The following is a 24613-nucleotide window of genomic DNA, read 5'->3' as shown; positions in this document are numbered from 1 at the left end:
GTTTCTATTTCACGCATGTCGCGAAAAGCCGTTTCCCACTCTTTCGCGACGCAAGCAGCGCCGGGCCGCAGTCGATGCGGCCCGAAACCATGAAATTCAATCCGAAGATCAGTAGCCGAGGCCCTTCTTGGCTTCGTAAACAGCCTTCGGGTCATCAGCTTGTGTGTAAAGCTTGGATTCGGTCTGGATCCACTTTGGTGGAACCGTGCCTTTTTCCTTGAACGCTTCGATGACGTCGAAAGCAGGACCTGCCATGTTTGGTGTCAGTTCCACCGTCGCATTGGCTTCACCATTGGCCATCGCCTGGAAAATATCAGGAACGGCATCAATCGAGACGACCTTGATGTCGGTGCCGGGCTTCAAGCCAGCTTCCTTGATGGCCTGAATGGCGCCAACTGCCATGTCGTCATTGTGCGCATAAACGGCGCAGATGTCCTTGCCGCCATTTTCGGCTTTGATGAAGCTTTCCATGACTTCTTTACCCTTGGTGCGGGTGAAGTCGCCGGTCTGCGAGCGGGAAATCTTGATGTTGTCGTGGCCTGCAAGCGCTTCTTCAAAGCCCTTCTTGCGGTTGATCGCCGGTGAAGAACCGGTGGTGCCCTGAAGTTCGACAACCGAGCAAGGCTTGTCGCCCACTTCCTTGACCAGCCAGTCGCCCGCAACCTTGCCTTCATGGACCTGATCAGAGGTAACAGCGGTGAGATAGAGGTCTTCCGGTGCATCGATCTGGCGGTCGAGAAGCACGACAGGAATTTCTGCTTCCTTGGCTTCCTTCAGAACCGCATCCCAACCCGTTGCAACAACCGGCGCAATCAGGATCGCGTCAACGCCCTGCGCAATAAAACCGCGAACGGCTTTGATCTGGTTTTCCTGCTTCTGCTGCGCGTCGGCAAATTTGAGTGCGTGGCCGCGCTTCTCAGCTTCCTGTTTTGTCACGCTTGTTTCGGCGGCGCGCCAGCCCGATTCGGAACCGATCTGCGAGAAGCCGACCGTAAGTGAAGCGGCGGACGCGCTTGAGATCAGAGCGAATGAAAATGCGGCCGTCAGAGCCGTCAGACTGCGTTTCATAATGGATCCTCCCAAAGAAAAGGCCCTCCCGGCCTTCTCGTTTATGAAGCATATAATATTACTTTATGGCAAGCGTCTTTGTCGTTTTTACTTTGGAATAGGGGTGCGACAAACGTGCATAATCGTAAATTATATAATTAAAACATGGTTTTATATTCGTGTTGCCTGATGTGGGCGTTAGAGGGTGGTGTATGGGGCATTTCCCTTGCTTGACAAGTATGCGTTTGACAAAATAGTCATATTAATAAGAAGGAGCCGCACTTTCGCACATGGGTGCTCTGAGCGGTTGGATAGAATGTTCCGCGATAGTTTTGCGGAAAATGGGAGGTTCAATGTTACGTCTGGTACAGTTCCGCGATGCAAGCGGAGAAACGCGTGTGGCCGCTTGCGATGATGAAGGTGCTGCACATGTCGTCAATGGCGTAACGACGACCTATGAACTGGCATGGGCTGCAATTTCTGCCGGCATCAGTCTGAGCGAACACGTTGAACGCAATGGCAAGGGCGAAGCAGTTGATATTGATGCAGCGCTCTCAGATGGCCGCGTTGGTCTGCCCATTACCCATGAAGATCCAGCACATCTGATCGTTGCAGGTACGGGCCTCACACATCTTGGATCTGCCGATGGTCGTGACAAGATGCACAAGGCAGCGCAGGCGGCTGAAAAGCCGACCGACTCCATGCGTATGTTCCTGATGGGTGTTGAAGGGGGTAAGCCGAAGCCCGGTGAAACCGGCGTGCAGCCGGAATGGTTCTATAAGGGCGATGGTTCGGCGCTGGTTGAAACGGGCGGTGAGTTGGTCTCGCCAGCTTTTGCCGAAGATGGTGGTGAAGAACCGGAACTGGCGGGCATCTATCTGATCGGCCCGGACGGTACGCCGTTCCGCCTTGGATTCTGCCTTGCCAATGAATTTTCCGATCATGTGACGGAAAAGCAGAATTATCTCTGGCTCGCGCATTCCAAGCTGCGTCAGGCGTCGCTGGGGCCTGAGCTTTATGTCGGTGATCTGCCGGATCACGTTGAAGGTGTTTCGCGCATTAAGCGCGGGGATCAGGTGATCTTTGAAAAGCCGTTCCTGTCGGGCGAAGCGAACATGTCGCACACGATTGCCAATCTGGAGCATCATCATTTCAAGTATGAACTGTTCCGTCGCCCGGGAGACATTCATGTGCATTTCTTTGGCACGGCGACACTGTCCTTCTCAGAAGGTGTGAAGACGGAAAATGGCGACCAGTTCGAAATTTCGGCAAAGCCTTTCCGTTATCCGCTGGTCAATAAATTGGCGCAGGCGAAAGCCGAAGACATTGTTGTGAAGGCGCTCTGAAATGGCGACCGCATCCAATATCAATCTGGCAATTGTTGGTCTTGGCAAAATTGCTCGTGACCAGCATCTGCCGTCGATTGAAGCTGTTGATGGTATTGAACTTAAAGCCATTGCCAGCCGCAATGCAGGCCTTGATGGTTTGCCATCCTTTCATGACATCGATCAATTGCTTGAAAGCGACATTGCCATTGACGCAGTATCGCTTTGCACGCCGCCGCAGGGTCGGTTCCAGCAAGCCTATGCAGCGCTCAGCGCTGTCAAGCATGTGATGCTGGAAAAGCCTCCGGGTGCAACGATTTCGGAAGTGCAGGCGCTGACGCGTTTTGCTGAAAAGCAGGGCGTTACGCTTTATGCAACCTGGCATTCACGCGAAGCTGCAGCCGTTGAGCCTGCACGCGAATTTCTGAAAGATGCTGCAATTCATTCTGTTGCGGTGTCGTGGAAGGAAGATGTGCGGCATTGGCACCCCGGCCAGCAATGGATCTGGGAGCCGGGTGGTCTTGGTGTGTTTGATCCGGGCATTAATGCGCTGTCGATTGTCACGCATATTTTGCCGGAACGGTTTTTTCTGACGAAGTCCGATCTTTATTTTCCTGAAAATCGCGCGGCACCGATTGCAGCTGATCTTGCGTTTGAAACGGAAAGTGGTGTGCCAGTTTCCTTTGAACTCGACTGGCGTCAGACGGGTCCGCAGACATGGGATATTCGTGTTGAGACCGACAAGGGAACGCTGCTGTTGAGCCATGGCGGTAGCCGTCTGACCATCGCAGGCAGCGAGAAAATGGCCGAGCCGGATCGTGAATATCAGCGCCTTTACCAGAATTTCGTGAAGCTGGTTGGTGCGGGGCAGAGCGATGTTGACCTCGCGCCGCTGACGCATGTTGCAGACGCTTTCCTTCTGGGACAGCGCCATATCGTTGAAGTTTTTGAAGATTAGGAATTGGGGCCGCACTGCGGTCTCTTACCCACGCAGGACAGTGAAATGAATAAGCCCGTCGATCCGAAAGCACCACGATTCCGTTCCCGCGCATGGTTCGATAATCCGGACAATGTGGACATGACGGCGCTCTATCTTGAGCGCTACATGAATTATGGTCTCAGTCAGGAAGAGTTGCAATCGGGGCGACCGATCATCGGCATTGCGCAGACGGGTTCGGACCTTTCGCCATGCAACCGTCATCATCTGGAGCTCGCCAATCGCGTGCGTGAGGGTGTGCGTGAAGCGGGCGGTATCGTGATCGAGTTTCCGGTTCATCCTATTCAGGAAACCGGCAAACGTCCGACTGCGGGCCTTGATCGTAACCTTGCTTATCTCGGCCTTGTTGAAGTGCTTTATGGCTATCCGCTGGATGGCGTTGTGCTGACCATTGGTTGCGACAAGACCACGCCTGCCTGTCTGATGGCAGCTGCGACTGTCAATATTCCAGCGATTGCGCTCTCGGTTGGTCCGATGCTCAATGGCTGGTTCCGGGGCGAACGCACGGGTTCGGGCACCATCGTCTGGAAGGCGCGTGAGCTGCTTGCCAAGGGCGAGATCGATTATGCGGGCTTTATCAAGCTGGTTGCCTCGTCTGCGCCATCGACTGGCTATTGCAACACGATGGGTACGGCAACGACCATGAACTCGCTTGCCGAAGCGCTTGGTATGCAGTTGCCGGGTTCGGCTGCAATTCCCGCGCCTTATCGTGATCGTCAGGAAGTGGCCTATCTGACTGGTCGTCGTATTGTCGAAATGGTTTATGAAGATTTGAAGCCAACAGACATCATGACCAAGGAGGCGTTCATCAATGCAATTCGCGTCAATTCCGCGATTGGCGGCTCGACCAATGCGCCGATTCATCTCAATGCGCTTGCGCGTCATGTTGGCGTTGATCTGACGATTGACGACTGGCAGAAATATGGTGAGGATATTCCGCTGCTGGTCAATCTCCAGCCAGCGGGTGAATATCTTGGCGAAGATTATTACCATGCGGGCGGTGTGCCAGCGGTCGTTAATCAGCTGATGGGGCAGGGCCTCATTCATGAGGACGCGCTGACTGTTAACGGCAAGACCATCGGTGAAAACTGCAAAAATGCCACGATTGAAGACAGCAATGTCATCAAGACCTATGATCAGCCATTGAAGAGCCATGCTGGTTTCCGCGTGCTGCGCGGCAATCTGTTCTCGTCGGCGATCATGAAACTGAGCGTTATCTCGGAAGAATTCCGCAATCGCTATCTGAGCGACGCAAAAGACCCGAATGCTTTTGAAGGCAAGGCAATCGTTTTTGATGGCCCGGAAGATTATCATCACCGGATTGATGATCCGTCGCTGGAGATTGATGAGCACTCTGTACTGTTCATGCGCGGTGCTGGCCCAATCGGCTATCCGGGTGCGGCGGAAGTTGTGAATATGCGTGCGCCGGATTATCTTCTCAAGAAGGGCATCAGTTCGCTTCCTTGCATCGGCGATGGCCGTCAGTCGGGTACTTCCGGTTCGCCTTCGATCCTCAACGCGTCGCCGGAAGCAGCTGCTGGCGGTGGTCTGGCATTACTGAAAATGGGCGATCGGGTGCGCATCGATCTTGGTCGCGGCACAGCCGATATTCTGATTTCCGATGAAGAACTGGCAGAGCGCCGCAAGGCTCTTGAGGCTGCTGGCGGTTATAAATATCCTGAAAGCCAGACGCCTTGGCAGGAAATCCAGCGCGCGGTCGTCGGACAGATGGAAACCGGTGCGGTTCTTGAAAATGCGGTTAAGTATCAGGACATTGCGCACACGCGCGGTCTGCCGCGAGACAACCACTAAATGTCTGGTGCGAAAACACCATTTGCGGCAGTGGCGGATTGGGGGACCACCCGGTTCCGCCTCTGGACGCTGGATGTTGATGGTCATGTCCTCAGGGAAAGCCGCGGTGACGACGGGTTGATCTCGGCAAAAGAAAAGGGCTTTGAGACGCTGCTCGAACGGCATCTTGCATCCGTCGATGCGCCGGATGATCTGCCGGTCGTGATCTGCGGTATGGCAGGTTCGCGGACTGGCTGGGTCGAAGCGCCTTATATGAGCCTGCCAGCCGGGTTGGAAGGTATTGTTGCTGCTGCGGTTCGCGTGCCTGCAAAGCGCCCTGTCATCATGCTGCCGGGTGTTGCCCGCCGCAGCGAAGATGCGCCGGATGTGATGCGCGGTGAAGAAACCAAGCTGCTTGGTCTGGTGCATCGCGGCACGCGCGATGCCGTGGTGGTGATGCCCGGTACACATGCGAAATGGGTGCATATCGCAGACGGCAAGCTTAATGATTATCGCTCTTTCATGACAGGTGAATTGTTTGCTCTGCTCAAAGAGAGGTCGGTTCTGGCTGGTGCGCTTGAAGGAGCAGGGCCGGTTGATCCAGCGAGTGCAGCCTTTAAGGTTGGTGTTAAAACTTCGCTTGAGACACCTGAGCTTATCGCCAATGCGCTCTTTACGGTGCGCGCTGGCTGGCTGGTGCATGACTTTAAGCCGACAGATCAGCTTGCACGTCTGTCGGGTCTGCTGATCGGGCTGGAAGTTGCTGGTGGCCGCACATTGTTTGGAAAACCAAGCGAGGTCCTGCTGCTTTCCGACGGCATGATGGGTGGGCTTTATGCGTCCGCGCTTGAGATTGCGGGTGTGAAAGTAAAACGTATCGAAGCCGATGAGTTGGTGCGCGATGGGCTGTTTATGGCGGCAAAACACGCATTTGCGGGAGGCGCACAATGAGCGAACGTATCGCATGGCCGAAGCTTCGCTATCCATTGGTAGCTATCCTGCGTGGTATTCGGCCAGAAGAAACGGAAGCGATTGTTTCCACGCTGATCGAGGTGGGTTTTGAGGCAATTGAAATTCCGCTCAATTCGCCGGATCCCTTCGTATCCATTGAAAAGGCTGCGAAACTCGCGCCTGCTCATGTGCTGATTGGGGCAGGAACGGTTCTTTCGGTTGAGAATGTGGATCGGTTGAACGATGTTGGCGGCAGGCTTCTGGTCAGCCCGAATGTCGAGCCTGATGTTATTCGCCGTGCAGCGCATCATGGCATGGTGACAATGCCGGGTGTGTTCACACCGACCGAAGCTTTTGCCGCTATTCATGCAGGTGCATCGGCGCTCAAGTTTTTCCCGGCAAATGTGCTGGGTGCCGAAGGTATCAAGGCGATCTGCGCTGTGTTGCCGAAGGATATTCCGGTGGGTGCCGTGGGTGGTGTCTCGGAGAATGATTTTGCAACCTATCGGGCAGCGGGAGTGAGCTGCTTCGGGCTTGGTTCCAGTCTTTACAAGGCTGGTTTGACGGTTGCCGATGTGCGTGAACGCGCACAGCGTGCAGTTGAGGCTTGGAACAAGATCGCGGGCTGAGAGAGCCTGGATCTTGTTTGAAAAAGTATTCCGCAGGTTCAGGCTCAGGATGTTCTGGGCATGGGGCGGGGGCGGAAGTTTTGGGAGAATGGCAGTCTCAATGAGACAGCCCAATTACGGGAGTGAGATAATGGCAGGCATAAAATCATTCACACTGGCAGCAGCGCTTGCTGCCTTTGCATTTACGGGCTTTGCACATGCTGATGACAAGGGCCTCGTTGGCGTTGCAATGCCGACCAAGTCGTCCGCACGCTGGATTGCCGATGGCGACAACATGGTAAAGGTGCTCCAGGAACGCGGTTACAAAACTGATCTTCAATATGCTGAAGATGACGTTCCAAACCAGCTGGCTCAGATCGAAAATATGGTCACTAAGGGCGCCAAGGTTCTGGTTGTGGCATCGATCGACGGCACCACATTGTCCGATGTTCTGGCCAAGGCCAATGACGCAGGCATCAAGGTTATCGCTTATGACCGCCTGATCCGCGACACACCAAACGTCTCTTATTACGCGACCTTCGATAATTTCCAGGTTGGCGTTTTGCAGGCACAGTCGATTGAAAAAGCACTGGATCTCAAGAACAAGGAAGGTCCGTTCTATATCGAGTTGTTCGGCGGTTCGCCTGACGATAACAATGCCTATTTCTTCTATAATGGTGCAATGTCGGTTCTCCAGCCATACATCGACAGCGGCAAGCTTATCGTTGGTAGTGGCCAGACCGGCATGGACAAGGTAGCGACACTCCGCTGGGACGGTGCCACGGCTCAGGCGCGCATGGACTCGATCCTCTCAGCCTTCTATTCCGACAAGAAGCTGGATGCTGTGCTGTCACCATATGACGGTATTTCCATTGGCATTCTGTCCTCACTCAAGGGTGTTGGCTATGGCAGCGGCGACATGCCAATGCCTGCGGTTTCCGGTCAGGACGCCGAAGTGCCTTCTGTCAAATCGATCCTTGCTGGTGAGCAGAATTCCACCATCTTCAAAGACACCCGCGAACTCGCCAAGGTCACCGTTGATATGGTTGACGCCGTGATGAGTGGTAAAGAGCCAGAAGTGAACGACACCAAGACCTATGACAATGGCGTCAAGGTTGTGCCGTCCTATCTGCTTAAGCCTGTCATCGTAGACAAGTCGAACTGGAAGGAAGTTCTGGTCGATAGCGGTTACTACAAAGAAGACCAAATCAAGTAATTTTGTGTCTGGACGCGCCATTTTGTGGCGCGTCCATAATGCCTGCTTCCTTGTCATGATCCCCGCCGCCCAGTTTTCGAACTGGGTTAGGCCGAAAGATTGACAGCGTTGTCTTTTTTGAGTGCGCAGCTTCTCATAAATTGACGACAGAGCAGGTTTGTCATGGGAGCGAGCGAATGAGTTTAGCCAATCCTGTTGAACGTGAGACAGGCAGCGAAGGCCCACATGTGAGTGGTCCGCCGCTGCTTGAAATGCGCGGTATCAGCAAATCCTTCGGCGTTGTGAAGGCTCTGAGTGACGTCAATTTCACGGTGATGCCGGGCGAAATCCACGCCTTTGTCGGTGAAAATGGCGCGGGAAAATCCACGCTGATGAAAGTGCTGTCTGGGGTTTATCCCTCTGGCAGTTATGACGGCTCGATTGTCTTTGATGGCGAAGAGCGACACTTCCGCGATATCAACGATTCCGAAGCGCTGGGCATTGTCATCATCCATCAGGAGCTCGCACTTGTGCCATTGATGTCGATTGCCGAGAATATTTTTCTCGTCAATCCGCCCGGATCTTATGGCGTCATTGACCGCAGCGAAGTCTATCAGCGTACGAAAGTGCTGTTGAAGAAGGTTGGTCTTACGGAATCGCCCGATACGCTGGTGACGGACATTGGTGTTGGCAAACAGCAACTCGTTGAAATCGCGAAAGCCCTTTCCAAGCGGGTACGTCTGCTGATCCTTGATGAGCCTACTGCGAGCTTGAACGAAACCGACAGTGCGGCATTGTTGGCATTGCTGAAAGAATTCCGTGCGCAGGGTATTACCTCCATCCTGATCTCGCACAAGCTCAATGAAATTCGTGAAGTGGCGGACAAGATCACCGTTCTGCGTGATGGTCGTGCAGTAGCAACGCTGGATTGTCACGAGGGTGAGGTCGAAGAAGACGAGATCATCCGCAAAATGGTCGATCGCGATCTGGAAAGCCGCTATCCGAAGCGTGAGCCGAAAATTGGTGAAGTGATTTTCGAGGCTGATAGCTGGTCGGTCTATCATCCGCTGCACCCCGAACGGCATTCGGTTAAAAATGTTTCGTTCAACGTGCGCGCCGGGGAAATTGTCGGTATTGCAGGCCTGATGGGTGCTGGCCGCACCGAGTTCGCCATGAGTCTTTTCGGGCGTTCATGGGGCACGAATATCACTGGCGAAGCGCGGATGCATGGCAAGCCGGTGGATATTTCTACCGTGGCACGGGCTATCAAATCCGGGCTCGCTTATGTGACCGAGGACCGCAAGAAGTTGGGCCTTGTTCTTGGCGATAATATATCGCGCAACATATCGCTCGCGCATTTGCGTGGCGTCAGCCCGAAGGGCGTGATCGACAGCATTCGCGAAATGAAGGTTGCGAATGACTATCGCAGCCAGATGAGCATCCGCTGCCACAACGTTTATCAGGAAACCGGCACGCTTTCGGGTGGCAACCAGCAGAAGGTGATGCTGTCAAAATGGCTGTTCACCGGGCCGGACGTACTGATCCTCGATGAACCGACGCGCGGCATCGATGTGGGTGCCAAATACGACATTTACACAATCATCAATTCATTGGCCGACAGCGGCAAGGGCGTGGTCGTCATTTCGTCCGAAATGCCGGAACTGATCGGGATTTGCGACCGCATTGTCGTCATGCATGAGGGAGCCTTCGTTGGCGAAGTCGCTGGCGGCGAGGCGACGCAGGAAAACATCATGCGTGCGATCATGCGCAATAAGGGAAAACAATCATGAGCGAGACCGTAGTCCAGAAAGCGCCGAGCGGTATCGGGCGTTATCTCAAAAACAACCTGCGTGAATCGGGAATGCTGCTCTCGCTTATCGCGATCATGATCTTTTTTCAGATCGTCACTGGCGGCGTGTTGATGAAGCCGCTGAATCTGACTAACCTTGTGTTGCAAAACAGTTATATCGTCATCATGGCGCTCGGTATGTTGCTGATTATCGTGACCGGACATATCGATTTGTCGGTCGGATCAGTCTGCGGATTTATCGGCGCACTGGCGGCGGTGATGATGGTTCGGTGGGGAATCCCGTTTCCTATTGCTGCCATTCTGTGTCTGATTGCCGGTGGTATTATCGGTGCGATGCAAGGGTTCTGGGTCGCTTATTTTAATATTCCATCCTTCATCGTAACCCTTGCTGGGATGCTGGTTTTCAAAGGATTGATGCTGGCCGTTCTCGGTGGGCAGTCGGTCGGTCCATTCCCTCCGATGTTTCAGAAATTGTCGTCTGGCTTCATTCCTGAATTTATCGGGGTGACGGGTGGTGTCTATCTGACATCGCTGATCCTCGGTCTCGTGCTTGCTGGTTTCATCGTCTGGCAGAACTCAAGATCGCGTGCGCGTCACATTGCGCATGAGGGGGAAACCGAGCCTTTCGCCTTTTTCGTGATCAAGAATATCGTGCTTTTTGCCGGTATCGCTTATCTTGCCCTGCTGATTTCTTCACATCGCGGCATGCCCAACGTGTTGATTATTATGGCAGTTCTGATTGCAGCCTATGCGTTTCTCACGACGCGCACAGTCATTGGTCGCCAGATTTATGCAGTAGGGGGCAATCGCCATGCGGCAAAGCTTTCGGGTGTTAAAACCGAGCGCCTGACCTTTCTGGCATTCGTCAATATGGGCGTGTTGGCAGCCCTTGCTGGACTGGTTTTTGCAGCCCGTTTGAATACGGCAACACCAAAAGCCGGTCTTGGATTTGAGCTGGATGTGATCGCCGCCTGTTTTATCGGTGGGGCATCGGCCTATGGTGGCGTTGGTCGTGTGACAGGTGCCGTGATCGGTGCGCTGATTATGGGTGTGATGAACAATGGCATGTCGATCTTGGGTATCGGTATCGACTATCAGCAAGTGATCAAGGGTATCGTTTTGTTGGGTGCTGTTTGCATCGATGTTTACAACCAGCGTCGCTAAAAAGGGGTTTTGCCGCGATATTGCCACATTCTCACCATGGGTTTGCCACAGCAATCACATTCTGAACATCGCTTTTGAGCATGAAATGCGCACAAAAAACGTGTTTTAGCACGTTTTAGCACTTTTGCTCCGCTCTTTTGGGAGAGGGAAGCGTGAGCAAAACGGGCCGGAACTGAGTTCCGGCCCGACTGTTTTCAGATCGCGGTCCGGCGTGCGTGGTCGAGATAAATCTCACGCAGCTTGAGTGCGACCGGACCCGGCTTGCCACCGCCGATAGGCTTGTCGTCGATGAACGAAATCGGCGTTACGAAAGTGCCCGCGCTGGTCATGAAAGCTTCTTTCGCTGCATAAGCTTCGTCAATCGTGAAAGCGCGTTCTTCAAGCGTCATGCCGGTTTCAGTAATCAGCTGCAAAAGCGACAAACGCGTGCAGCCGGGAAGCACTGCATTGCTGTTCGGGCGGGTGACGATGACATCATCCTGCGTGACAATATAGCCGGTCGACGATGCACCTTCGGTGACATAACCGTCCTCTAACATCCAGGCTTCGTCGCAACCGGCATGTTTGGCAATTTCCTTGGCGAGCGCCTGTGGCAGAAGGCAGACGGTTTTGATATCGCGACGCTTCCAGCGCAGATCATCGAGTGAAAGTACGCGGATGCCTGTTGCGACTTCCGGCCGGTTGGCGAGGGCTTTAACTTGGGTGAACAGAACCACTGATGGCTTCAAGCCTTTAGCGACAAAATCACGGTCGCGACCATCGCCGCGCGTGACTTGCAAATAGACCAGACCTTCGGTGAGATTGTTGCGGCGGATCAGTTCGTGCTCGATCTCGACGATCTCATCTTCGCTCATCGGCATCGGAATACCGATTTCACCCGTTGAACGGCGCAGGCGCTTCATATGCGGATCGCTATCGACCAGCTTGCCATCAAGGACTGCGGTTACTTCGTAAATTCCGTCACCAAAGAGAAAACCACGATCAAAGATCGAGATTTTTGCATCGCGCGCGGCGACATATTCGCCATTCACATAAACGATGCGGTCTTCAAGTTCTGCTGAAACGGCCATGATGGAACGGTCCTGAAAATAGCGCATATCCAAAGCGCTAGAAAGAAAAGGCTGCGAAGAACATCGCAGCCTTTTCTTAAGATACCATCTCATCAGAAGGAACAATAATTTTCAGGCAGCCTGTTTTGCAGCTGTAATTGCTTCGCTGCGGATTTCTTCCGTAAGCTTTAAGCGCAGTTCGGAGAATTCAGGGCTGGCTTTGACCTGATAAGAACGCGGATGTTCGATATTGACTGGCGTGATTGATTTGATCTTGCCGGGGCGGGCTGTCATCGTCACCACGCGGGTCGCCATGAAGATCGACTCTTCAATATCGTGGGTGACGAAGATCACGGTTTTCTGTTCCCGCTCCCAGATACCGAGCAGAAGTTCCTGCATCAGCCCACGCGTCTGGTTGTCGAGCGCGCCGAAAGGCTCATCGAGAAGCAGAATCTTTGGATCATTGGCCAGAGCGCGGGCGATTGCCGTGCGCTGCTGCATGCCGCCTGAAAGCTGTTTTGGCCAGTGGTTTTCAAATCCGCGCAAGCCGACCTTGTCGATATAGCTATCGATGATTTCACGGGCCTGCTTTTCTGGCATGCCTTTTTCGCGCAGGCCGAAACCGACATTCTGCCGAACGGTCAGCCATGGAAACAGCGTATAGGACTGGAACACCATGCCGCGATCGGCACCCGGTCCTTTGACCGGCTGGCCTTCCAGCGTCACCGTGCCCGTTGTCGGTTTGTCAAGACCGGCAATGATGCGCAGAAGCGTGGACTTGCCGCAGCCTGATGGACCAAGAATGGTTACGAAATCATTCTTTGGAATGATGAGATCGGTCGCTTGCAGCGCCAGCGTTGGCTTGCCGCCGTGCACACCCGGAAAGGTGCGGCTGACGCCTTTGACGACGAGTTCCTGTTCGGTTGTCGTAAGCATTACGCAAACCTCCACGCAAAGAGCCAGCGGTTGATGTATTTGAAAGCCAGATCAGAAATCAGACCGATAACGCCGATGACGATGATGCCGAAAATAATCTGTCCGGTCGCCATCAGCGCCTGGGAATTGATGATCATATAGCCGATGCCCGACGATGCACCGATCAGCTCTGCCACGATCACATAAGTCCAGGCCCAGCCCAACACGAGACGCAGCGTTTCAGCAATATCGGGAGCGCTTGAAGGCACAAGCACACGGCGAATGACGCCGCGGTCCTTGGCGCCGAGTGTATAGGCAGCTTCAACCAGATCGCGGCGTGTGCCGGAAACGATAACAGCGATCATCAGAATGAGCTGGAACACGGCACCAATGAAGATAACGAGTAGCTTTTGTGTTTCGCCAATGCCTGACCAGAGAATAAGAAGCGGCACGAATGCAGATGCTGGCAAATAACGCGCGAAGGAAACGAAGGGTTCGAGCAGCGCTTCAATCGGCTTATAGGCGCCCATGGCTATTCCGAGCGGAATGGCCACGATGCTTGCCATAATGAAGCCGCCCAACACACGCCAGACAGTCATGCCAATATCCGACATAAAACCCTGATTGACGATAAGATCATACCCATCCTGAACCATGGTAATCGGATCGGCGAGGAAGGTAGGCGAAACAAAGCCTCCGAGCGTCGCAACGCCCCAGAAAGCAAAGAAAAGCACGAAGAACAGAATTCCCAGAAGAATTCGGGCTCCATTTCCGATCGGTTGCATAGGCTGCATAGGCATATCCGTTTAGTCAGGCACGCAGGCTGCCTCAAGCATGAGGCGGAAATAAAACAGACCCGGAGTGAACTCCGAGTCTGCGCTGCAATGGCATTTACTTGATAAAGCTGATGTCGACAATCTCGTCGAGATTTGGCTTGTTCTTGATGACGCCAGCGTCAAGCAGGAGCTTTGTTGCTTCTTCGGAAAATTCCTTGAATTCGCCTTCAAAGAACTTCTGGTTGGCGGCCTTGTCCTGCCAGCGCAGATAGGCTGCGGACTTGCCAAATTCTTCGCCCGACTGCTTTACGTCCTTACCCATGATTTCATAGGACTTGGCCGGATCAGCAGCGATCATTTCCAGTGCTTCAAAATAGCTGGTGGCGAGCGCCTTGGCAGCTTCCGGGTTCTTTTCAAGGAAGTCCGGTGTGCAGCCGACCGTATCCATCACAGCGGGATATTCCAGCGTGGTCGCGAGAATTTTGCCCTTGTCCGGTGCCGCGCGAACGGTCGAGAGATATGGCTCATAGGTCATGGCCGCATCATTCTGGCCCGCAACAAAAGCCTGTGCTGCTGGTCCCGGTTCCATGTTGACGATTTTTACGTCTTTGGTGGTCATGCCGTTTTTGGCGAGCATATAGGCCAGGAAGAAGTAAGGCGAGGTGCCGGGAGCGGAGGCTGCAACCGTCTTGCCTTTGAGATCGGCAAAGGAATTGACGTCACCACGCACGGCAATGCCGTCAGCGCCATAGGATTTATCCATCTGGAAAATCTGCTTGGACTTCACGCCAGCGGAGTTCCAGATAATCCATGTTTCAACCGTGGTTGCAGCGCACTGGATATCACCGGAGGCCAGAGCCAGATGGCGGCTTGCCTGTGGAATTTTATTGAGCGTGACGTCGAGGCCGTTTTTCTTGAAGATACCCGCTTCTTTTGCGAGTGTGAGCGGACCAAAGCCCGTCCAGCCGGAAAAGCCGATTGCGACTTTGGTTTCTGCCTGTGCGGCAGAGGCAAGGGTGAGTGCTGCGAGGGCTGCACCAGCCAACCAAGATTTTCTCATATGTGAACCCCTTTTTGTTTTAAGCATATACATATTCTTGCAGACAAATTAGCAGGACCACAATTTCTGTCCAGAGAGACAGGCAAAGAAACCTTTGCTTGTCCGTCTCGCGAAATATCGAATAAGCCTTTGATTATATGTCTATAATCGAAATCTTATAGGCGATGCCTCTCCCAGTAAGCTCTACAGAAAACTGCGCATCTTCTGATAAGATCAGGCAGTCATGCTGGTCGAGATGCGCGATTCTGTTGTCGCTTTTTAGCTCGAAATTTCCTTCTGCACAGAAAAGAAGCACGGTGCCGCTTTCTGCTTCAAGTCTAGCCGAATCATTTGTGACGATGCGGGTGACCTGATGCGCGAAGTTTCCACGTCGCGTCATGACGTTGAGGTCCGTGATTGGACCTTCGATCAAACGAGCACCAGAGCTTGCATCGGCGGCAAAAGCAAAGGGTGCTGTCTCGCGGGTGAGGGTGGTTTCCACCCCTTCAACATCGAGAACAATGCCGTTGCCTTCCAGCACCGACAAGGTGCGATCAATGTCGGGGAAGGTCGAGAAGGGGCCATCATTGGCAACGGTTGCCGTGGAAATGCGCCAGTCGAAATTATCGACCGACGCATTGATCGGATGGATTGCGACTTCGACCGTTACGCCGCCGCCGTTTTTCCACGGCATGCGGCGATGGTCCTTCGCTTTGAGGACTTTGAATTCCATTAATTCAACCAACCGTTTGATACTGCCCAGAAAGCAACGGGTGCGGTGAGCAGAATGCTCAATGCTGTGCGGATGTACCAAATGACGATCAAATCACGGAATTTGAGTGGTACGGATGTTGCCAGAACGCATGGGATCGAAGCGGACAGGAACAGAACCTGGCTGACCGAAACAACAGCTGCAACAAACTTTAGCGCGACATCTGCATCTTTGAGAAGAATGGCGGGCAGGAACATTTCGGCGAGACCGGAGGCCATGGATTTCGCAGCAAGCATTGGGTCGGAAAACTGCGCAAGCCATGTGAATGGATAAAGTGCAAGGCCGAGAACATCGAAAAGCGGTGTATATTTTGCAGCCAAAAGGCCAAGAAGACCGACGGCCATAATGCTTGGCAAAATCATCGATGCCATGCGCAGACCGTCGAGGAACGTTGCCCAGAGCAGAGGCAACAGCTTTGGTGCGCTCTGTGCCTGCGTAATGCCCGCATCTATCGCAGTTTCAATGCGACCTTTGCCTGCTGGCAGTGGCATGTCGCGATCTTCCGGATGGTCCATACGGCTTAGCGGCCACAGGCGCGCTGCGATCGCTGAGACGATGAAAGTGACGAAGAAAGTCGTCCAGAAATAGAGGTTCCATGATTCCATCAGACCGAGTGTCCGCGCGACGATAATCATGAAAGTGGCAGAAACCGTCGAAAATCCGGTTGCAACAATTGCAGCTTCTCGTGCGGTATATTTGCCTTCTTTATAAACGCGGTCTGTGATCAGAAGTGCCAGCGAATAGCTGCCAACGAATGATGCGACGGCATCAATTGCCGACCAGCCGGGGGTGCGCCAGATGGGGCGCATCACAGGTTGCACAATAACGCCGGTGAATTCGAGCAGGCCGTAACCGATCAAAAAAGCAAGTGCCAGTGCGCCGATTGGCACAATCAGGCCGACGGAAAGCACCAGTTTGTCAAAAAGAAAAGGCAGCATGTCAGGCGTGAACAGCAACGCCGGACCGAGATTCGCGAGATACATGACCGTTGCAACTAGTCCAAGCACCCGCAAGACCGAGAAGATTTTTTCCGTCAGGTTCTTCTTCCATGTTCCATTGAAGAATGGTCCAAACGCACCATAAGCGATCAGCAGACAAACAAGTGTCAGAGCGACCGGTCGCAATTGTGTTGCCAGTGCCGTGGCTGCATGATCAAGCAGAATAGTGGATTTTCCGCCAATGGTAACAGGAACGAAAAAGAAGAAGATTCCTATGAAGCTGTATACAACCAGCTTGAGTGCTGCCGTTCCGCGTGAGGGTTCCCGGCCGCTAAGCGTCGTGTCTGTCATCGATATTCCCCGGTATTACGTGTATTTTTGAACATGAAAAAAGGCGGCCCCCGTAAGGGCCGCCTTCGATTGGATTCTTAGTTTCCAAGGATCGCCGGAAGGCGAAGACCCTGCTGTTTTGCCCAGTCGAGGGCTTCTTCATAGCCTGCATCGGCATGGCGCATGACGCCGGTGGCCGGATCGTTCCACAGCACGCGACCGATGCGTTCATCGGCATCTTCCGAACCGTCACAGCAGATGACCATGCCCGAATGCTGGGAGAAGCCCATGCCGACGCCGCCGCCGTGATGGAGCGATACCCATGTTGCGCCCGATGCGGTGTTGAGAAGCGCGTTGAGCAGCGGCCAGTCGGATACGGCGTCGGAGCCGTCCTTCATGGCTTCGGTTTCGCGGTTTGGTGACGCGACCGAACCTGAATCGAGATGATCACGGCCAATGACGATTGGCGCTTTCAGTTCGCCGTTGCGAACCATTTCGTTGAAGGCGAGGCCGAGGCGGTGACGATCACCAAGGCCAACCCAGCAGATGCGCGCTGGCAGGCCTTGGAATTCGATGCGCTCCTTTGCCATGTCGAGCCAGTTATGCAGGTGTTTGTTGTCTGGCAGCAGTTCCTTCACCTTGGCATCGGTCTTTGCAATATCTTCTGGATCGCCGGAAAGGGCTGCCCAGCGGAAAGGTCCAATGCCGCGGCAGAACAGCGGGCGGATATAGGCGGGTACGAAGCCCGGGAAGGCAAACGCGTCTTCCAAACCTTCTTCAAGCGCCATCTGACGGATATTGTTGCCGTAATCCACCGTTGGAATGCCCGCATTATGAAAGTCGAGCATGGCCTGAACCTGCACCTTCATCGAAGCGCGTGCGGCTTTCGCAACTGCTTGCGGATCGCTTTCCTGCTTGGCGCGCCATTCAGCAACGCTCCAGCCGATTGGCAGGTAGCCATGCACCGGATCATGGGCTGAAGTCTGGTCGGTCACGATGTCAGGGCGCACGCCGCGCTTGACGAGTTCCGGGAAGATTTCAGCCGCGTTGCCGATCAGCGCTATGGATTTGGCTTCGCCTGCCTTGGTCCATTCGTCGATCTTGGCCAGAGCTTCATCGAGGCTGTGGGTCTTTTCATCGACATAGCGGGTGCGCAGGCGGAAGTCGGCGCGGGTTTCGTCGCACTCGACTGCGAGGCAGCAAGCACCAGCCATGACGGCTGCAAGCGGTTGAGCGCCGCCCATGCCGCCAAGACCGCCGGTCAGAATCCACTTGCCCTTAAGGTTGCCATCATAATGCTGACGACCAGCTTCCACGAAGGTTTCATAAGTGCCCTGCACGATACCCTGAGCGCCGATATAAATCCACGAACCGGCAGTCATCTGGCCATACATGGCGAGACCCTTCTTATCCAGTTCGTTGAAATGATCCCAAGTTGCCCAATGGGGCACGAGGTTTGAATTGGCGATCAGAACACGCGGCGCATCCTTGTGGGTGCGGAATACGCCGACCGGTTTACCGGACTGCACCAGCAGGGTTTCGTCGTCGTTGAGTGTTTTCAATGTTGCAACGATGCGGTCGAAGTCGTCCCATGTGCGGGCTGCGCGACCAATGCCGCCATAGACAACCAGCTCATGCGGGCGCTCGGCAACATCCGGGTCGAGGTTGTTCATCAACATGCGCAGCGGTGCTTCGGTGAGCCAGCTCTTCGCATTGAGTTCGGTGCCGCGCGGAGCACGGATTTCACGCTCGTTATGACGTGGGTTGGACATGGTTTACTCCTCAGGATTTCAGTTCGGCGGCAATGTTCTCAAGCCGCTCAAGAATGGATTTGAGATGCACACGAAGCTTTGTTGCCTTCGCCTCGTCATAGGCAAAGGGAACCGTTTCGGTGGTTAAATGGGTTGATTGCGCCAGCTCCATCTGGATGGCGTGGACGCCGGTTTCGGGCTTGCCATAGTGGCGCGTCGTCCAGCCGCCTTTAAAGCGGCCATTGAGAATGGATGTATAGCCGCTGGCGTTTTCGGTCACTTCCACGGCTGCGGCTTCGATTTCCGGTGCGCAGGTCTTGCCAAGGTCTGTGCCGATGTTGAAATCCGGCAGCTTGCCTTCAAACAGGAACGGGATATGCGAGCGGATCGAGTGGCAATCGTAAAGGATTGCTACGCCGTGGATTGCTTTCACGCGTTCGATTTCAGCGGCAAGGGCATCGTGATAGGGCTTGTGAAAGCGGGTGATGCGATCTGTAATATCGGCTTCGGTGGGGGCTTCGCCGTCTTTCCAGATTGCAAGGCCGTCGAAATCGGTTTCCGGGATCAGCGTCGTGGTGTTCTGGCCCGGATAGAGGCTCACACCTGCCGGATCGCGATTGGCATCGATGCAATAGCGATGAAAGGTGGCGCGGACTGTCGTGACATTGTCCAGTAGCCCGTCATAGAGCTGATGGATATGCCAGTCGGTGTCGGCAAGAATGCGGCCATTGTCATTGAGCCGCGCCCAGATGTCTTCCGGCACGTCTGTTCCGGTGTGGGGCAGGCCGAGAATGACAGGTGACGAACCCTGGTGGAGTTCAAAAGCGCTCATTTCAAATCTCCAGTGCAGGCAGAATATGGGCGCTGATGCTGCCGGTGAACGAGCCGTCGGCGATGATGGCGCTTGCGCTTGCCAAATCGTTGGCCATGTAGCGATCAACGTCGAGTGTCGGCACATGCGCGCGCAGAACGGCGATGGCGCTTTTCAGTTCTGGACTGGTTTCAAGGGGGCCACGCAATTCAACACCCAGTGCGCCAGTCAATGCTTCAATGCCGATGATTGCGTTGAGGTTTTCGGTCATCTGCAACAGGCGGCGTGCACCATGGCAGGCCATTGAAACATGATCTTCCTGATTGGCGGAGGTTGGCGTGGAATCAACCGATGCCGGATGCGCCATCTGCTTGTTTTCGCTCATCAGTGCGGCGGATGTGACTTCCGCAATCATAAGACCCGAATTGAGGCCCGGCTTTTTAGCGAGGAACGCAGGCAGGCCGAAGGAAAGCGCAGGATCGACCAGAAGTGCAATGCGGCGCTGGGCAATTGCCCCAATTTCGCACACAGCCAGCGCAATCTGGTCGGCTGCGAAAGCAACGGGTTCGGCATGGAAGTTGCCGCCTGAAACCACGCTGTCATCGGAGAGGACGAGCGGATTGTCGGTGACGGCATTGGCTTCGATTTCCAATGTGCGGGCAGCCTGGCGCAGAATATCGAGGGCTGCACCATCAACTTGCGGCTGACAGCGGATGCAATAAGGGTCCTGCACGCGCTGGTCGCCGTCCAGATGGCTTTCGCGAATGACCGAACCGGCGAGCAGATTGCGCAGGGCTGCTGCCGTATCGATCTGACCCTGATGGCCGCGCAATGTGTGAATATCTGGATGGAACGGAGCCGTTGAACCCATTGCTGCATCGGTCGAAAGGGCGCCGGTGACAAGGGCTGCCTGCAATGCGCGATGCGCACGGAACAGGCCGGCCAATGCCAATGCGGTTGAGGTCTGTGTGCCGTTGATGAGGGCTAGACCTTCCTTGGCAGCCAGAACAACCGGCTTGAGGCCCGCTTTTTTCAGTGCGTCAGCAGATGGCAGGCGTTCGCCCTGATAGAAGGCTTCCCCTTCGCCGATCATGGTCGCGGCCATATGCGCAAGCGGCGCGAGGTCGCCAGAAGCGCCAACCGAACCCTTGGCCGGGATCATTGGAATGACGCCCTTTTCCAGCATGGCTTCGATAAGCGTAATGAGTTCGAGCCGCACGCCCGATGCGCCACGGCCAAGCGAAATGAGCTTCAGCGCCATGATGAGGCGCACGATGTTTTCGCTCAGCGGTTCACCGACGCCGCAGCAATGCGACAGGATCAGATTGCGCTGAAGTGTTGCTACATCTTCGGGCGCGATGCGGATCGAGGCGAGCTTACCAAAGCCGGTATTGATGCCATAGACCGGTGCATCGCCAGCAGCGATTTCGGCGATGCGGCGAGCTGCCTTTTCAACGCCTGTATGGAAAGACGGATCGATGCGAACGGCATGATTTTCGCGGTAAATCTGTTCAAGTACGCCAAGTGAAACGCTGCCGGGTTTCAAGATAAGGGTCATGGAAAACTCCTTAAGAGCGCATCCCGAAAAGTGTGAAGCGCTTTTCGGACAAGGTGCGCGTTGAAATAAACTCTGATTAAATCTGGCCTTTGAAAACCCGCTTCCACAGCGGGTTGAAGCCGATGCGGTAAACAAGCTCTGCTGGGCGCTCGACGTTCCAGATCGCGAGATCCGCGTCCTTGCCGACTTCAAGCGTGCCGGTCTTGTCGAGCACGCCGAGGGCACGGGCTGCTTCGCGGGTGACACCTGCAATGCATTCATCGACTGTCATGCGGAACAGGGTTGCGCCCATATTCATGGTGAGCAGAAGCGAGGTCAGTGGCGACGTACCGGGATTGTTGTCGGTTGCCAGCGCCATCTTTGTGCCAGCCGCACGGAAAAGCTCCACCGGCGGCTTTTGCGTTTCGCGGATGAAGTAATAAGCGCCGGGCAGCAGAACAGCGACAGTTCCGGCCTTTGCCATGGCAGCCGCACCTTCTGCATCGGTATATTCGAGATGATCGGCGGAAAGCGCATCATAGGACGCGGCAAGGGCTGCGCCATGCAGATTGGAGAGCTGATCGGCATGGAGTTTGACTGGCAGGTCGTGCGCTTTTGCAGCATCGAAAACGCGGGCGATTTCGTCCGGCAGGAAAGCGATGCCTTCGCAGAACCCGTCCACCGCATCGGCGAGATTTTCACTCGCAATAGCAGGCAGCATTTCATTGACGATCTTGTCGATGAAAGCCGTTTTATCGCCATTCATTTCCGGTGGCAGGGCATGAGCGCCCAAGAAGGTGGTGCGAATAGCAACATCGCGTTCATGCCCAAGACGCCGGGCTGCACGCAATGATTTTATTTCGCTTTGCGTATCAAGACCATAGCCGGATTTGACTTCAACCGTCGTCACGCCTTCAGCGATCAGTGCATCGAGGCGGGGCAGGGTTTCACGGACCAGATCATCTTCGCTGGCCGCGCGCAGATTTTTAACGGAGGAAACAATGCCGCCGCCCGCGCGCGCAACTTCTTCGTAAGTGGCACCATTCAGGCGCAGCTCAAATTCATGTGCACGGTTGCCTGCGTGGACCAGATGCGTGTGGCAGTCGATGAGTCCCGGTGTGATCAGGCGGTTTTCGCAGTCAATCTTCTCAAGCGAGGCATATTCAGCAGGAAGATCAATTTCAGCGCCGACATAAGCGATTTTGCCATCCTTGACGGCAATTGCTGCAGCTTCGATCAAACCAAGTCCATCTGCCTTTTCCGATAGAGTGGCGATGCGTGCCTGCGTTAAAACGAAGTTCGATTTCTGTGTCATGAGCGTTTTCTCGCTTCCCCTGTTTTTCGATAATGTATATACATATTAGCGAAGCCGCCAAGAGAAAAAATGCATCCGATTGTGATCTGTTGAAAAATGGTGCTGCAAAACGGATGGAAAGAGGAGCGAAACAGCATGTCCGCCATCGTCGAAAAAACGCAATTTATTCATGCGCAACAAGCGCTTTTGCAAAGCGGCTGGGCAGAAGATGTGCGGCTCGGCGTGGCTCATGGAAAAATTGCTTCTGTGGAGACTGGCGTTGATGCGCAGACGGGTGACGAGCGCTATAAGGTGATCGTAGCGGGGATGCCAAACCTCCACAGCCACGCGTTTCAATATGGCATGGCTGGCCTTGCTGAACGGCGCGGACCATCGGCTGACAGTTTCTGGAGCTGGCGCGAGATCATGTATAAGTTCGCGCTGACCATGACGCCGGAACAGGCGGAAGCGGTCGCATTGCGGCTTTATATCGATATGCTGGAAGCCGGTTTTACACGCGTCGGCGAGTTTCATTATCTGCATCATGATCGCGACGGCACGCCTTATAGCAATATTTCTGAAATGGCGGATCGTATTGCCTCGGCAGCGCAAAGCGCTGGCATCGGTCTAACGCTGTTGCCCGTGCTTTATGCGCATTCGAGTTTTGGCGGGGCCGAACCCAATGAAGGCCAGCGTCGTTTTATCAATGATCAGCAGAGTTTTGCGCGCCTGATCGAGGGCTGCCAAAAGGCGCTTTCAGGTTTTGAGGGTGCCGTGCTTGGCGTGGCACCGCACAGTCTGCGAGCTGTCACCCCGGATGAGCTGACATTTGCAGCAAAGCTGTTGCCCGGCGCGCCAGTGCATATTCACATTGCCGAGCAGGTCAAGGAAGTGGAGGACTGCATTGCGTGGTCCGGACAGCGACCTGTCGAATGGCTGCTTGACCATCAGGAATTGTCGTCGCGCTGGTGCCTTATCCACGCAACGCACATGACTGACGAGGAAACCGTGCGCATGGCGAAAGCTGGTGCGATCGCGGGTCTTTGCCCGGTCACGGAAGCCAATCTCGGCGATGGCACGTTCAATGCCACCGTGTTCGATGCCAATGGTGGCCGTTTCGGCGTTGGTTCTGATTCCAATGTGCTGATCGGCATTGGCGATGAGTTGCGGCAATATGAATATTCGCAGCGTTTGCTGCATCGAGCGCGCAATGTGCTGGCGAAAAACGAAGGCTCGACCGGACGCGCCTTGTTCGATAATGCATTGGCAGGCGGGAATATTGCTATGGGTCGTGAGGGTGATGGATTGAAGCAAGGTGCTTCGGCAGATTTTGTATCGCTTGATGTTGAGCGTCTGCCCCATGCAAAAGGCGATGCGGTTCTCGATGGCTGGATTTTTGCCGGTCGTGCGCGTGCCTCTGATGTGTGGGTGCGCGGCGTGAAACAGGTGGAGGGCGGACATCATCGCTTGCGCGATGCGGCAGAGCGTGCTTTCCAGAAAGCAATCGGCGAATTGCTGAACTAATAAATGGGGCGAGCGGGACGTGCAGGACAATCCATCCGGAAAAGAAGAGCCGACATTATCGCTGCATCAGCGTATTCTGGATGATATTGAAACGCGCATTATTTCTGGCGAGTGGCAGCCCGGTCATCGCATCCCGTTCGAGCACGAGCTGACCGAGTATTATAATTGCTCGCGCATGACCGTGAACAAGGCGCTGACGCAGCTGGCAAAAGCCGGTCTGATTGAGCGAAAGCGCCGTTCGGGAAGCTTTGTTTCCGTCCCGCAGTCGCAAGCCGCAATTCTCGAAATCCATGATATTCGCGATGAGGTTGCAGCGCTTGGGCAGCCTTATCGTTTTGAGCTGCTGAAACGAAACGAGCGGTTAAGCGGCCCTGCCGATGCACGTCATATCGACATGCCACGACACACGCCGCTCATCGAACTTGTTTGCCGTCATTATGCCGGAAAGCGGGTCTTTGCGCTGGAAGAACGCATTATCAGTCTTGATGCCGTGCCAGGCGCAGCAGAGACCGATTTTGCCGAGCAGTCACCCGGTCCATGGCTCGTTTCCTGCGTGCCGTGGAGCAATGCGCAGCATTCCATCCGCGCGGTTGTCTCAACCGAGGAAAATGCTGCGACACTTGGCGTACCTGTCGGTTCGCCCTGTCTTGTTGTTGAGCGTCAGACATGGAATGCCGATCAACCAGTGACGCATGTGCGTTTCACTTATCCGGGCGATAGTCATGCGCTTGTGGCGAAGTTTACGCCGTCGCAGAGCTGAATTTAGCGATGTAATGTAACGTTATTACGCTTTTGCCGGCTTCGCGCATAGTGGCCACTAAAATGATAATGTGCAGAATCCTTTGCGCGCGATTCCAGAGAATGCGATTCACAAAAAAAGCCGCCGCAGGGGAAAGCGGCGGCTACAGCATCGGCCCAAAAATCGATTTCGATTTTTGGAAAGCTCGATGCGTAGTTAAATTTTCAGAGCGTCCTTTGCGCGTCCTATC

At 54.5% G+C, this 24613-nt stretch carries 21 protein-coding genes; 10 read left to right on the top strand and 11 right to left on the bottom strand.

Annotated elements, in window-relative coordinates:
* Nucleotides 1-108: 108 nt before the first annotated feature.
* Nucleotides 109-1068, bottom strand: a complete 960-nt coding sequence (ytfQ, locus tag RI570_RS03455; RefSeq protein ID WP_313826979.1) for a galactofuranose ABC transporter, galactofuranose-binding protein YtfQ — start codon at nucleotides 1066-1068, stop codon at nucleotides 109-111.
* 332 nt (nucleotides 1069-1400) lie between these two features.
* Here ytfQ and araD1 point away from each other — a divergent pair, with 332 nt between their 5' ends.
* From araD1 to mmsB, 8 genes are all read left to right on the top strand, one after another.
* Nucleotides 1401-2393 (top strand): AraD1 family protein, encoded by a 993-nt coding sequence (araD1, locus tag RI570_RS03450; protein WP_313826978.1) that lies wholly within the window; start codon nucleotides 1401-1403, stop codon nucleotides 2391-2393.
* Nucleotide 2394: 1 nt separating this feature from the next.
* A complete protein-coding gene (locus RI570_RS03445; RefSeq protein WP_313826977.1) occupies nucleotides 2395-3330 on the top strand; it encodes a Gfo/Idh/MocA family oxidoreductase in 936 nt (311 codons plus the stop codon).
* Between the two features lie 45 nt (nucleotides 3331-3375).
* Nucleotides 3376-5181, top strand: a complete 1806-nt coding sequence (locus RI570_RS03440; protein WP_313826976.1) for an IlvD/Edd family dehydratase — start codon at nucleotides 3376-3378, stop codon at nucleotides 5179-5181.
* The gene (locus tag RI570_RS03435) at nucleotides 5182-6111 is read left to right on the top strand and encodes a 2-dehydro-3-deoxygalactonokinase (RefSeq protein WP_313826974.1); all 930 of its coding nucleotides are present in this window, start codon (nucleotides 5182-5184) and stop codon (nucleotides 6109-6111) included.
* A complete protein-coding gene (locus RI570_RS03430; RefSeq protein ID WP_313826973.1) occupies nucleotides 6108-6740 on the top strand; it encodes a 2-dehydro-3-deoxy-6-phosphogalactonate aldolase in 633 nt (210 codons plus the stop codon). Before RI570_RS03435 ends, RI570_RS03430 begins: the two co-directional genes overlap by 4 nt.
* A 130-nt stretch (nucleotides 6741-6870) precedes the next feature.
* Nucleotides 6871-7935, top strand: a complete 1065-nt coding sequence (gene chvE, locus RI570_RS03425; protein WP_313826971.1) for a multiple monosaccharide ABC transporter substrate-binding protein — start codon at nucleotides 6871-6873, stop codon at nucleotides 7933-7935.
* Nucleotides 7936-8111: 176 nt separating this feature from the next.
* Nucleotides 8112-9704, top strand: a complete 1593-nt coding sequence (gene mmsA / locus RI570_RS03420; RefSeq protein ID WP_313826970.1) for a multiple monosaccharide ABC transporter ATP-binding protein — start codon at nucleotides 8112-8114, stop codon at nucleotides 9702-9704.
* Nucleotides 9701-10888 (top strand): multiple monosaccharide ABC transporter permease, encoded by a 1188-nt coding sequence (mmsB, locus tag RI570_RS03415; RefSeq protein WP_313826968.1) that lies wholly within the window; start codon nucleotides 9701-9703, stop codon nucleotides 10886-10888. The genes mmsA and mmsB overlap by 4 nt, the downstream gene beginning before the upstream one ends.
* A gap of 194 nt (nucleotides 10889-11082) precedes the next feature.
* On the opposite strand, the gene RI570_RS03410 is transcribed toward mmsB, so the two are convergent.
* The 10 genes from RI570_RS03410 to hutI form a co-directional block, all read right to left on the bottom strand.
* Nucleotides 11083-11961 (bottom strand): D-amino-acid transaminase, encoded by an 879-nt coding sequence (locus tag RI570_RS03410; RefSeq protein WP_313828535.1) that lies wholly within the window; start codon nucleotides 11959-11961, stop codon nucleotides 11083-11085.
* 108 nt (nucleotides 11962-12069) lie between these two features.
* A complete protein-coding gene (locus RI570_RS03405; protein ID WP_313826967.1) occupies nucleotides 12070-12873 on the bottom strand; it encodes an ABC transporter ATP-binding protein in 804 nt (267 codons plus the stop codon).
* A complete protein-coding gene (locus RI570_RS03400; RefSeq protein WP_313826966.1) occupies nucleotides 12873-13646 on the bottom strand; it encodes an ABC transporter permease in 774 nt (257 codons plus the stop codon). Before RI570_RS03400 ends, RI570_RS03405 begins: the two co-directional genes overlap by 1 nt.
* Nucleotides 13647-13743: 97 nt before the next feature.
* Complete coding sequence (locus RI570_RS03395) at nucleotides 13744-14688, bottom strand: ABC transporter substrate-binding protein (protein ID WP_313826964.1); 945 nt, start codon at nucleotides 14686-14688, stop codon at nucleotides 13744-13746.
* A 133-nt stretch (nucleotides 14689-14821) separates the two neighbouring features.
* Nucleotides 14822-15400 (bottom strand): HutD family protein, encoded by a 579-nt coding sequence (locus tag RI570_RS03390; protein ID WP_313826963.1) that lies wholly within the window; start codon nucleotides 15398-15400, stop codon nucleotides 14822-14824.
* Nucleotides 15400-16728, bottom strand: coding sequence for a YjiH family protein (locus RI570_RS03385; RefSeq protein ID WP_313826961.1), 1329 nt, complete (start codon nucleotides 16726-16728; stop codon nucleotides 15400-15402). The genes RI570_RS03390 and RI570_RS03385 overlap by 1 nt, the downstream gene beginning before the upstream one ends.
* Before the next feature lie 77 nt (nucleotides 16729-16805).
* Nucleotides 16806-18479, bottom strand: coding sequence for a urocanate hydratase (gene hutU, locus RI570_RS03380; RefSeq protein ID WP_313826959.1), 1674 nt, complete (start codon nucleotides 18477-18479; stop codon nucleotides 16806-16808).
* Nucleotides 18480-18489: 10 nt separating this feature from the next.
* Complete coding sequence (gene hutG / locus RI570_RS03375) at nucleotides 18490-19290, bottom strand: N-formylglutamate deformylase (RefSeq protein WP_313826958.1); 801 nt, start codon at nucleotides 19288-19290, stop codon at nucleotides 18490-18492.
* 1 nt (nucleotide 19291) lies between these two features.
* The gene (hutH, locus tag RI570_RS03370) at nucleotides 19292-20827 is read right to left on the bottom strand and encodes a histidine ammonia-lyase (protein WP_313826956.1); all 1536 of its coding nucleotides are present in this window, start codon (nucleotides 20825-20827) and stop codon (nucleotides 19292-19294) included.
* Between the two features lie 76 nt (nucleotides 20828-20903).
* A complete protein-coding gene (gene hutI, locus RI570_RS03365) occupies nucleotides 20904-22121 on the bottom strand; it encodes an imidazolonepropionase (protein ID WP_313826955.1) in 1218 nt (405 codons plus the stop codon).
* A 135-nt stretch (nucleotides 22122-22256) separates the two neighbouring features.
* On the opposite strand from hutI, the gene RI570_RS03360 reads away from it, so the two are divergent.
* Nucleotides 22257-23624, top strand: a complete 1368-nt coding sequence (locus RI570_RS03360; RefSeq protein ID WP_313826953.1) for a formimidoylglutamate deiminase — start codon at nucleotides 22257-22259, stop codon at nucleotides 23622-23624.
* 19 nt (nucleotides 23625-23643) lie between these two features.
* A complete protein-coding gene (hutC, locus tag RI570_RS03355) occupies nucleotides 23644-24384 on the top strand; it encodes a histidine utilization repressor (protein ID WP_313826952.1) in 741 nt (246 codons plus the stop codon).
* Nucleotides 24385-24613: the final 229 nt, after the last annotated feature.

Source organism: Brucella pseudogrignonensis (assembly GCF_032190615.1).
GTDB lineage: Bacteria > Pseudomonadota > Alphaproteobacteria > Rhizobiales > Rhizobiaceae > Brucella > Brucella pseudogrignonensis_B.
The sequence above is the reverse complement of the archived record's forward strand: the minus strand, read 5'-3'. Positions and strand labels throughout refer to the sequence as shown.

What these genes read in the sequence shown, in the direction of transcription:
- ytfQ (WP_313826979.1), bottom strand. Translation starts at nt 1,068, where the DNA reads ATGAAACGCAGTCTGACGGCTCTGACGGCCGCATTTTCATTCGCTCTG.
- araD1 (WP_313826978.1), top strand. Translation starts at nt 1,401, where the DNA reads ATGTTACGTCTGGTACAGTTCCGCGATGCAAGCGGAGAAACGCGTGTG.
- RI570_RS03445 (WP_313826977.1), top strand. Translation starts at nt 2,395, where the DNA reads ATGGCGACCGCATCCAATATCAATCTGGCAATTGTTGGTCTTGGCAAA.
- RI570_RS03440 (WP_313826976.1), top strand. Translation starts at nt 3,376, where the DNA reads ATGAATAAGCCCGTCGATCCGAAAGCACCACGATTCCGTTCCCGCGCA.
- RI570_RS03435 (WP_313826974.1), top strand. Translation starts at nt 5,182, where the DNA reads ATGTCTGGTGCGAAAACACCATTTGCGGCAGTGGCGGATTGGGGGACC.
- RI570_RS03430 (WP_313826973.1), top strand. Translation starts at nt 6,108, where the DNA reads ATGAGCGAACGTATCGCATGGCCGAAGCTTCGCTATCCATTGGTAGCT.
- chvE (WP_313826971.1), top strand. Translation starts at nt 6,871, where the DNA reads ATGGCAGGCATAAAATCATTCACACTGGCAGCAGCGCTTGCTGCCTTT.
- mmsA (WP_313826970.1), top strand. Translation starts at nt 8,112, where the DNA reads ATGAGTTTAGCCAATCCTGTTGAACGTGAGACAGGCAGCGAAGGCCCA.
- mmsB (WP_313826968.1), top strand. Translation starts at nt 9,701, where the DNA reads ATGAGCGAGACCGTAGTCCAGAAAGCGCCGAGCGGTATCGGGCGTTAT.
- RI570_RS03405 (WP_313826967.1), bottom strand. Translation starts at nt 12,873, where the DNA reads ATGCTTACGACAACCGAACAGGAACTCGTCGTCAAAGGCGTCAGCCGC.
- RI570_RS03400 (WP_313826966.1), bottom strand. Translation starts at nt 13,646, where the DNA reads ATGCAGCCTATGCAACCGATCGGAAATGGAGCCCGAATTCTTCTGGGA.
- RI570_RS03395 (WP_313826964.1), bottom strand. Translation starts at nt 14,688, where the DNA reads ATGAGAAAATCTTGGTTGGCTGGTGCAGCCCTCGCAGCACTCACCCTT.
- RI570_RS03390 (WP_313826963.1), bottom strand. Translation starts at nt 15,400, where the DNA reads ATGGAATTCAAAGTCCTCAAAGCGAAGGACCATCGCCGCATGCCGTGG.
- RI570_RS03385 (WP_313826961.1), bottom strand. Translation starts at nt 16,728, where the DNA reads ATGACAGACACGACGCTTAGCGGCCGGGAACCCTCACGCGGAACGGCA.
- hutU (WP_313826959.1), bottom strand. Translation starts at nt 18,479, where the DNA reads ATGTCCAACCCACGTCATAACGAGCGTGAAATCCGTGCTCCGCGCGGC.
- hutG (WP_313826958.1), bottom strand. Translation starts at nt 19,290, where the DNA reads ATGAGCGCTTTTGAACTCCACCAGGGTTCGTCACCTGTCATTCTCGGC.
- hutH (WP_313826956.1), bottom strand. Translation starts at nt 20,827, where the DNA reads ATGACCCTTATCTTGAAACCCGGCAGCGTTTCACTTGGCGTACTTGAA.
- hutI (WP_313826955.1), bottom strand. Translation starts at nt 22,121, where the DNA reads ATGACACAGAAATCGAACTTCGTTTTAACGCAGGCACGCATCGCCACT.
- RI570_RS03360 (WP_313826953.1), top strand. Translation starts at nt 22,257, where the DNA reads ATGTCCGCCATCGTCGAAAAAACGCAATTTATTCATGCGCAACAAGCG.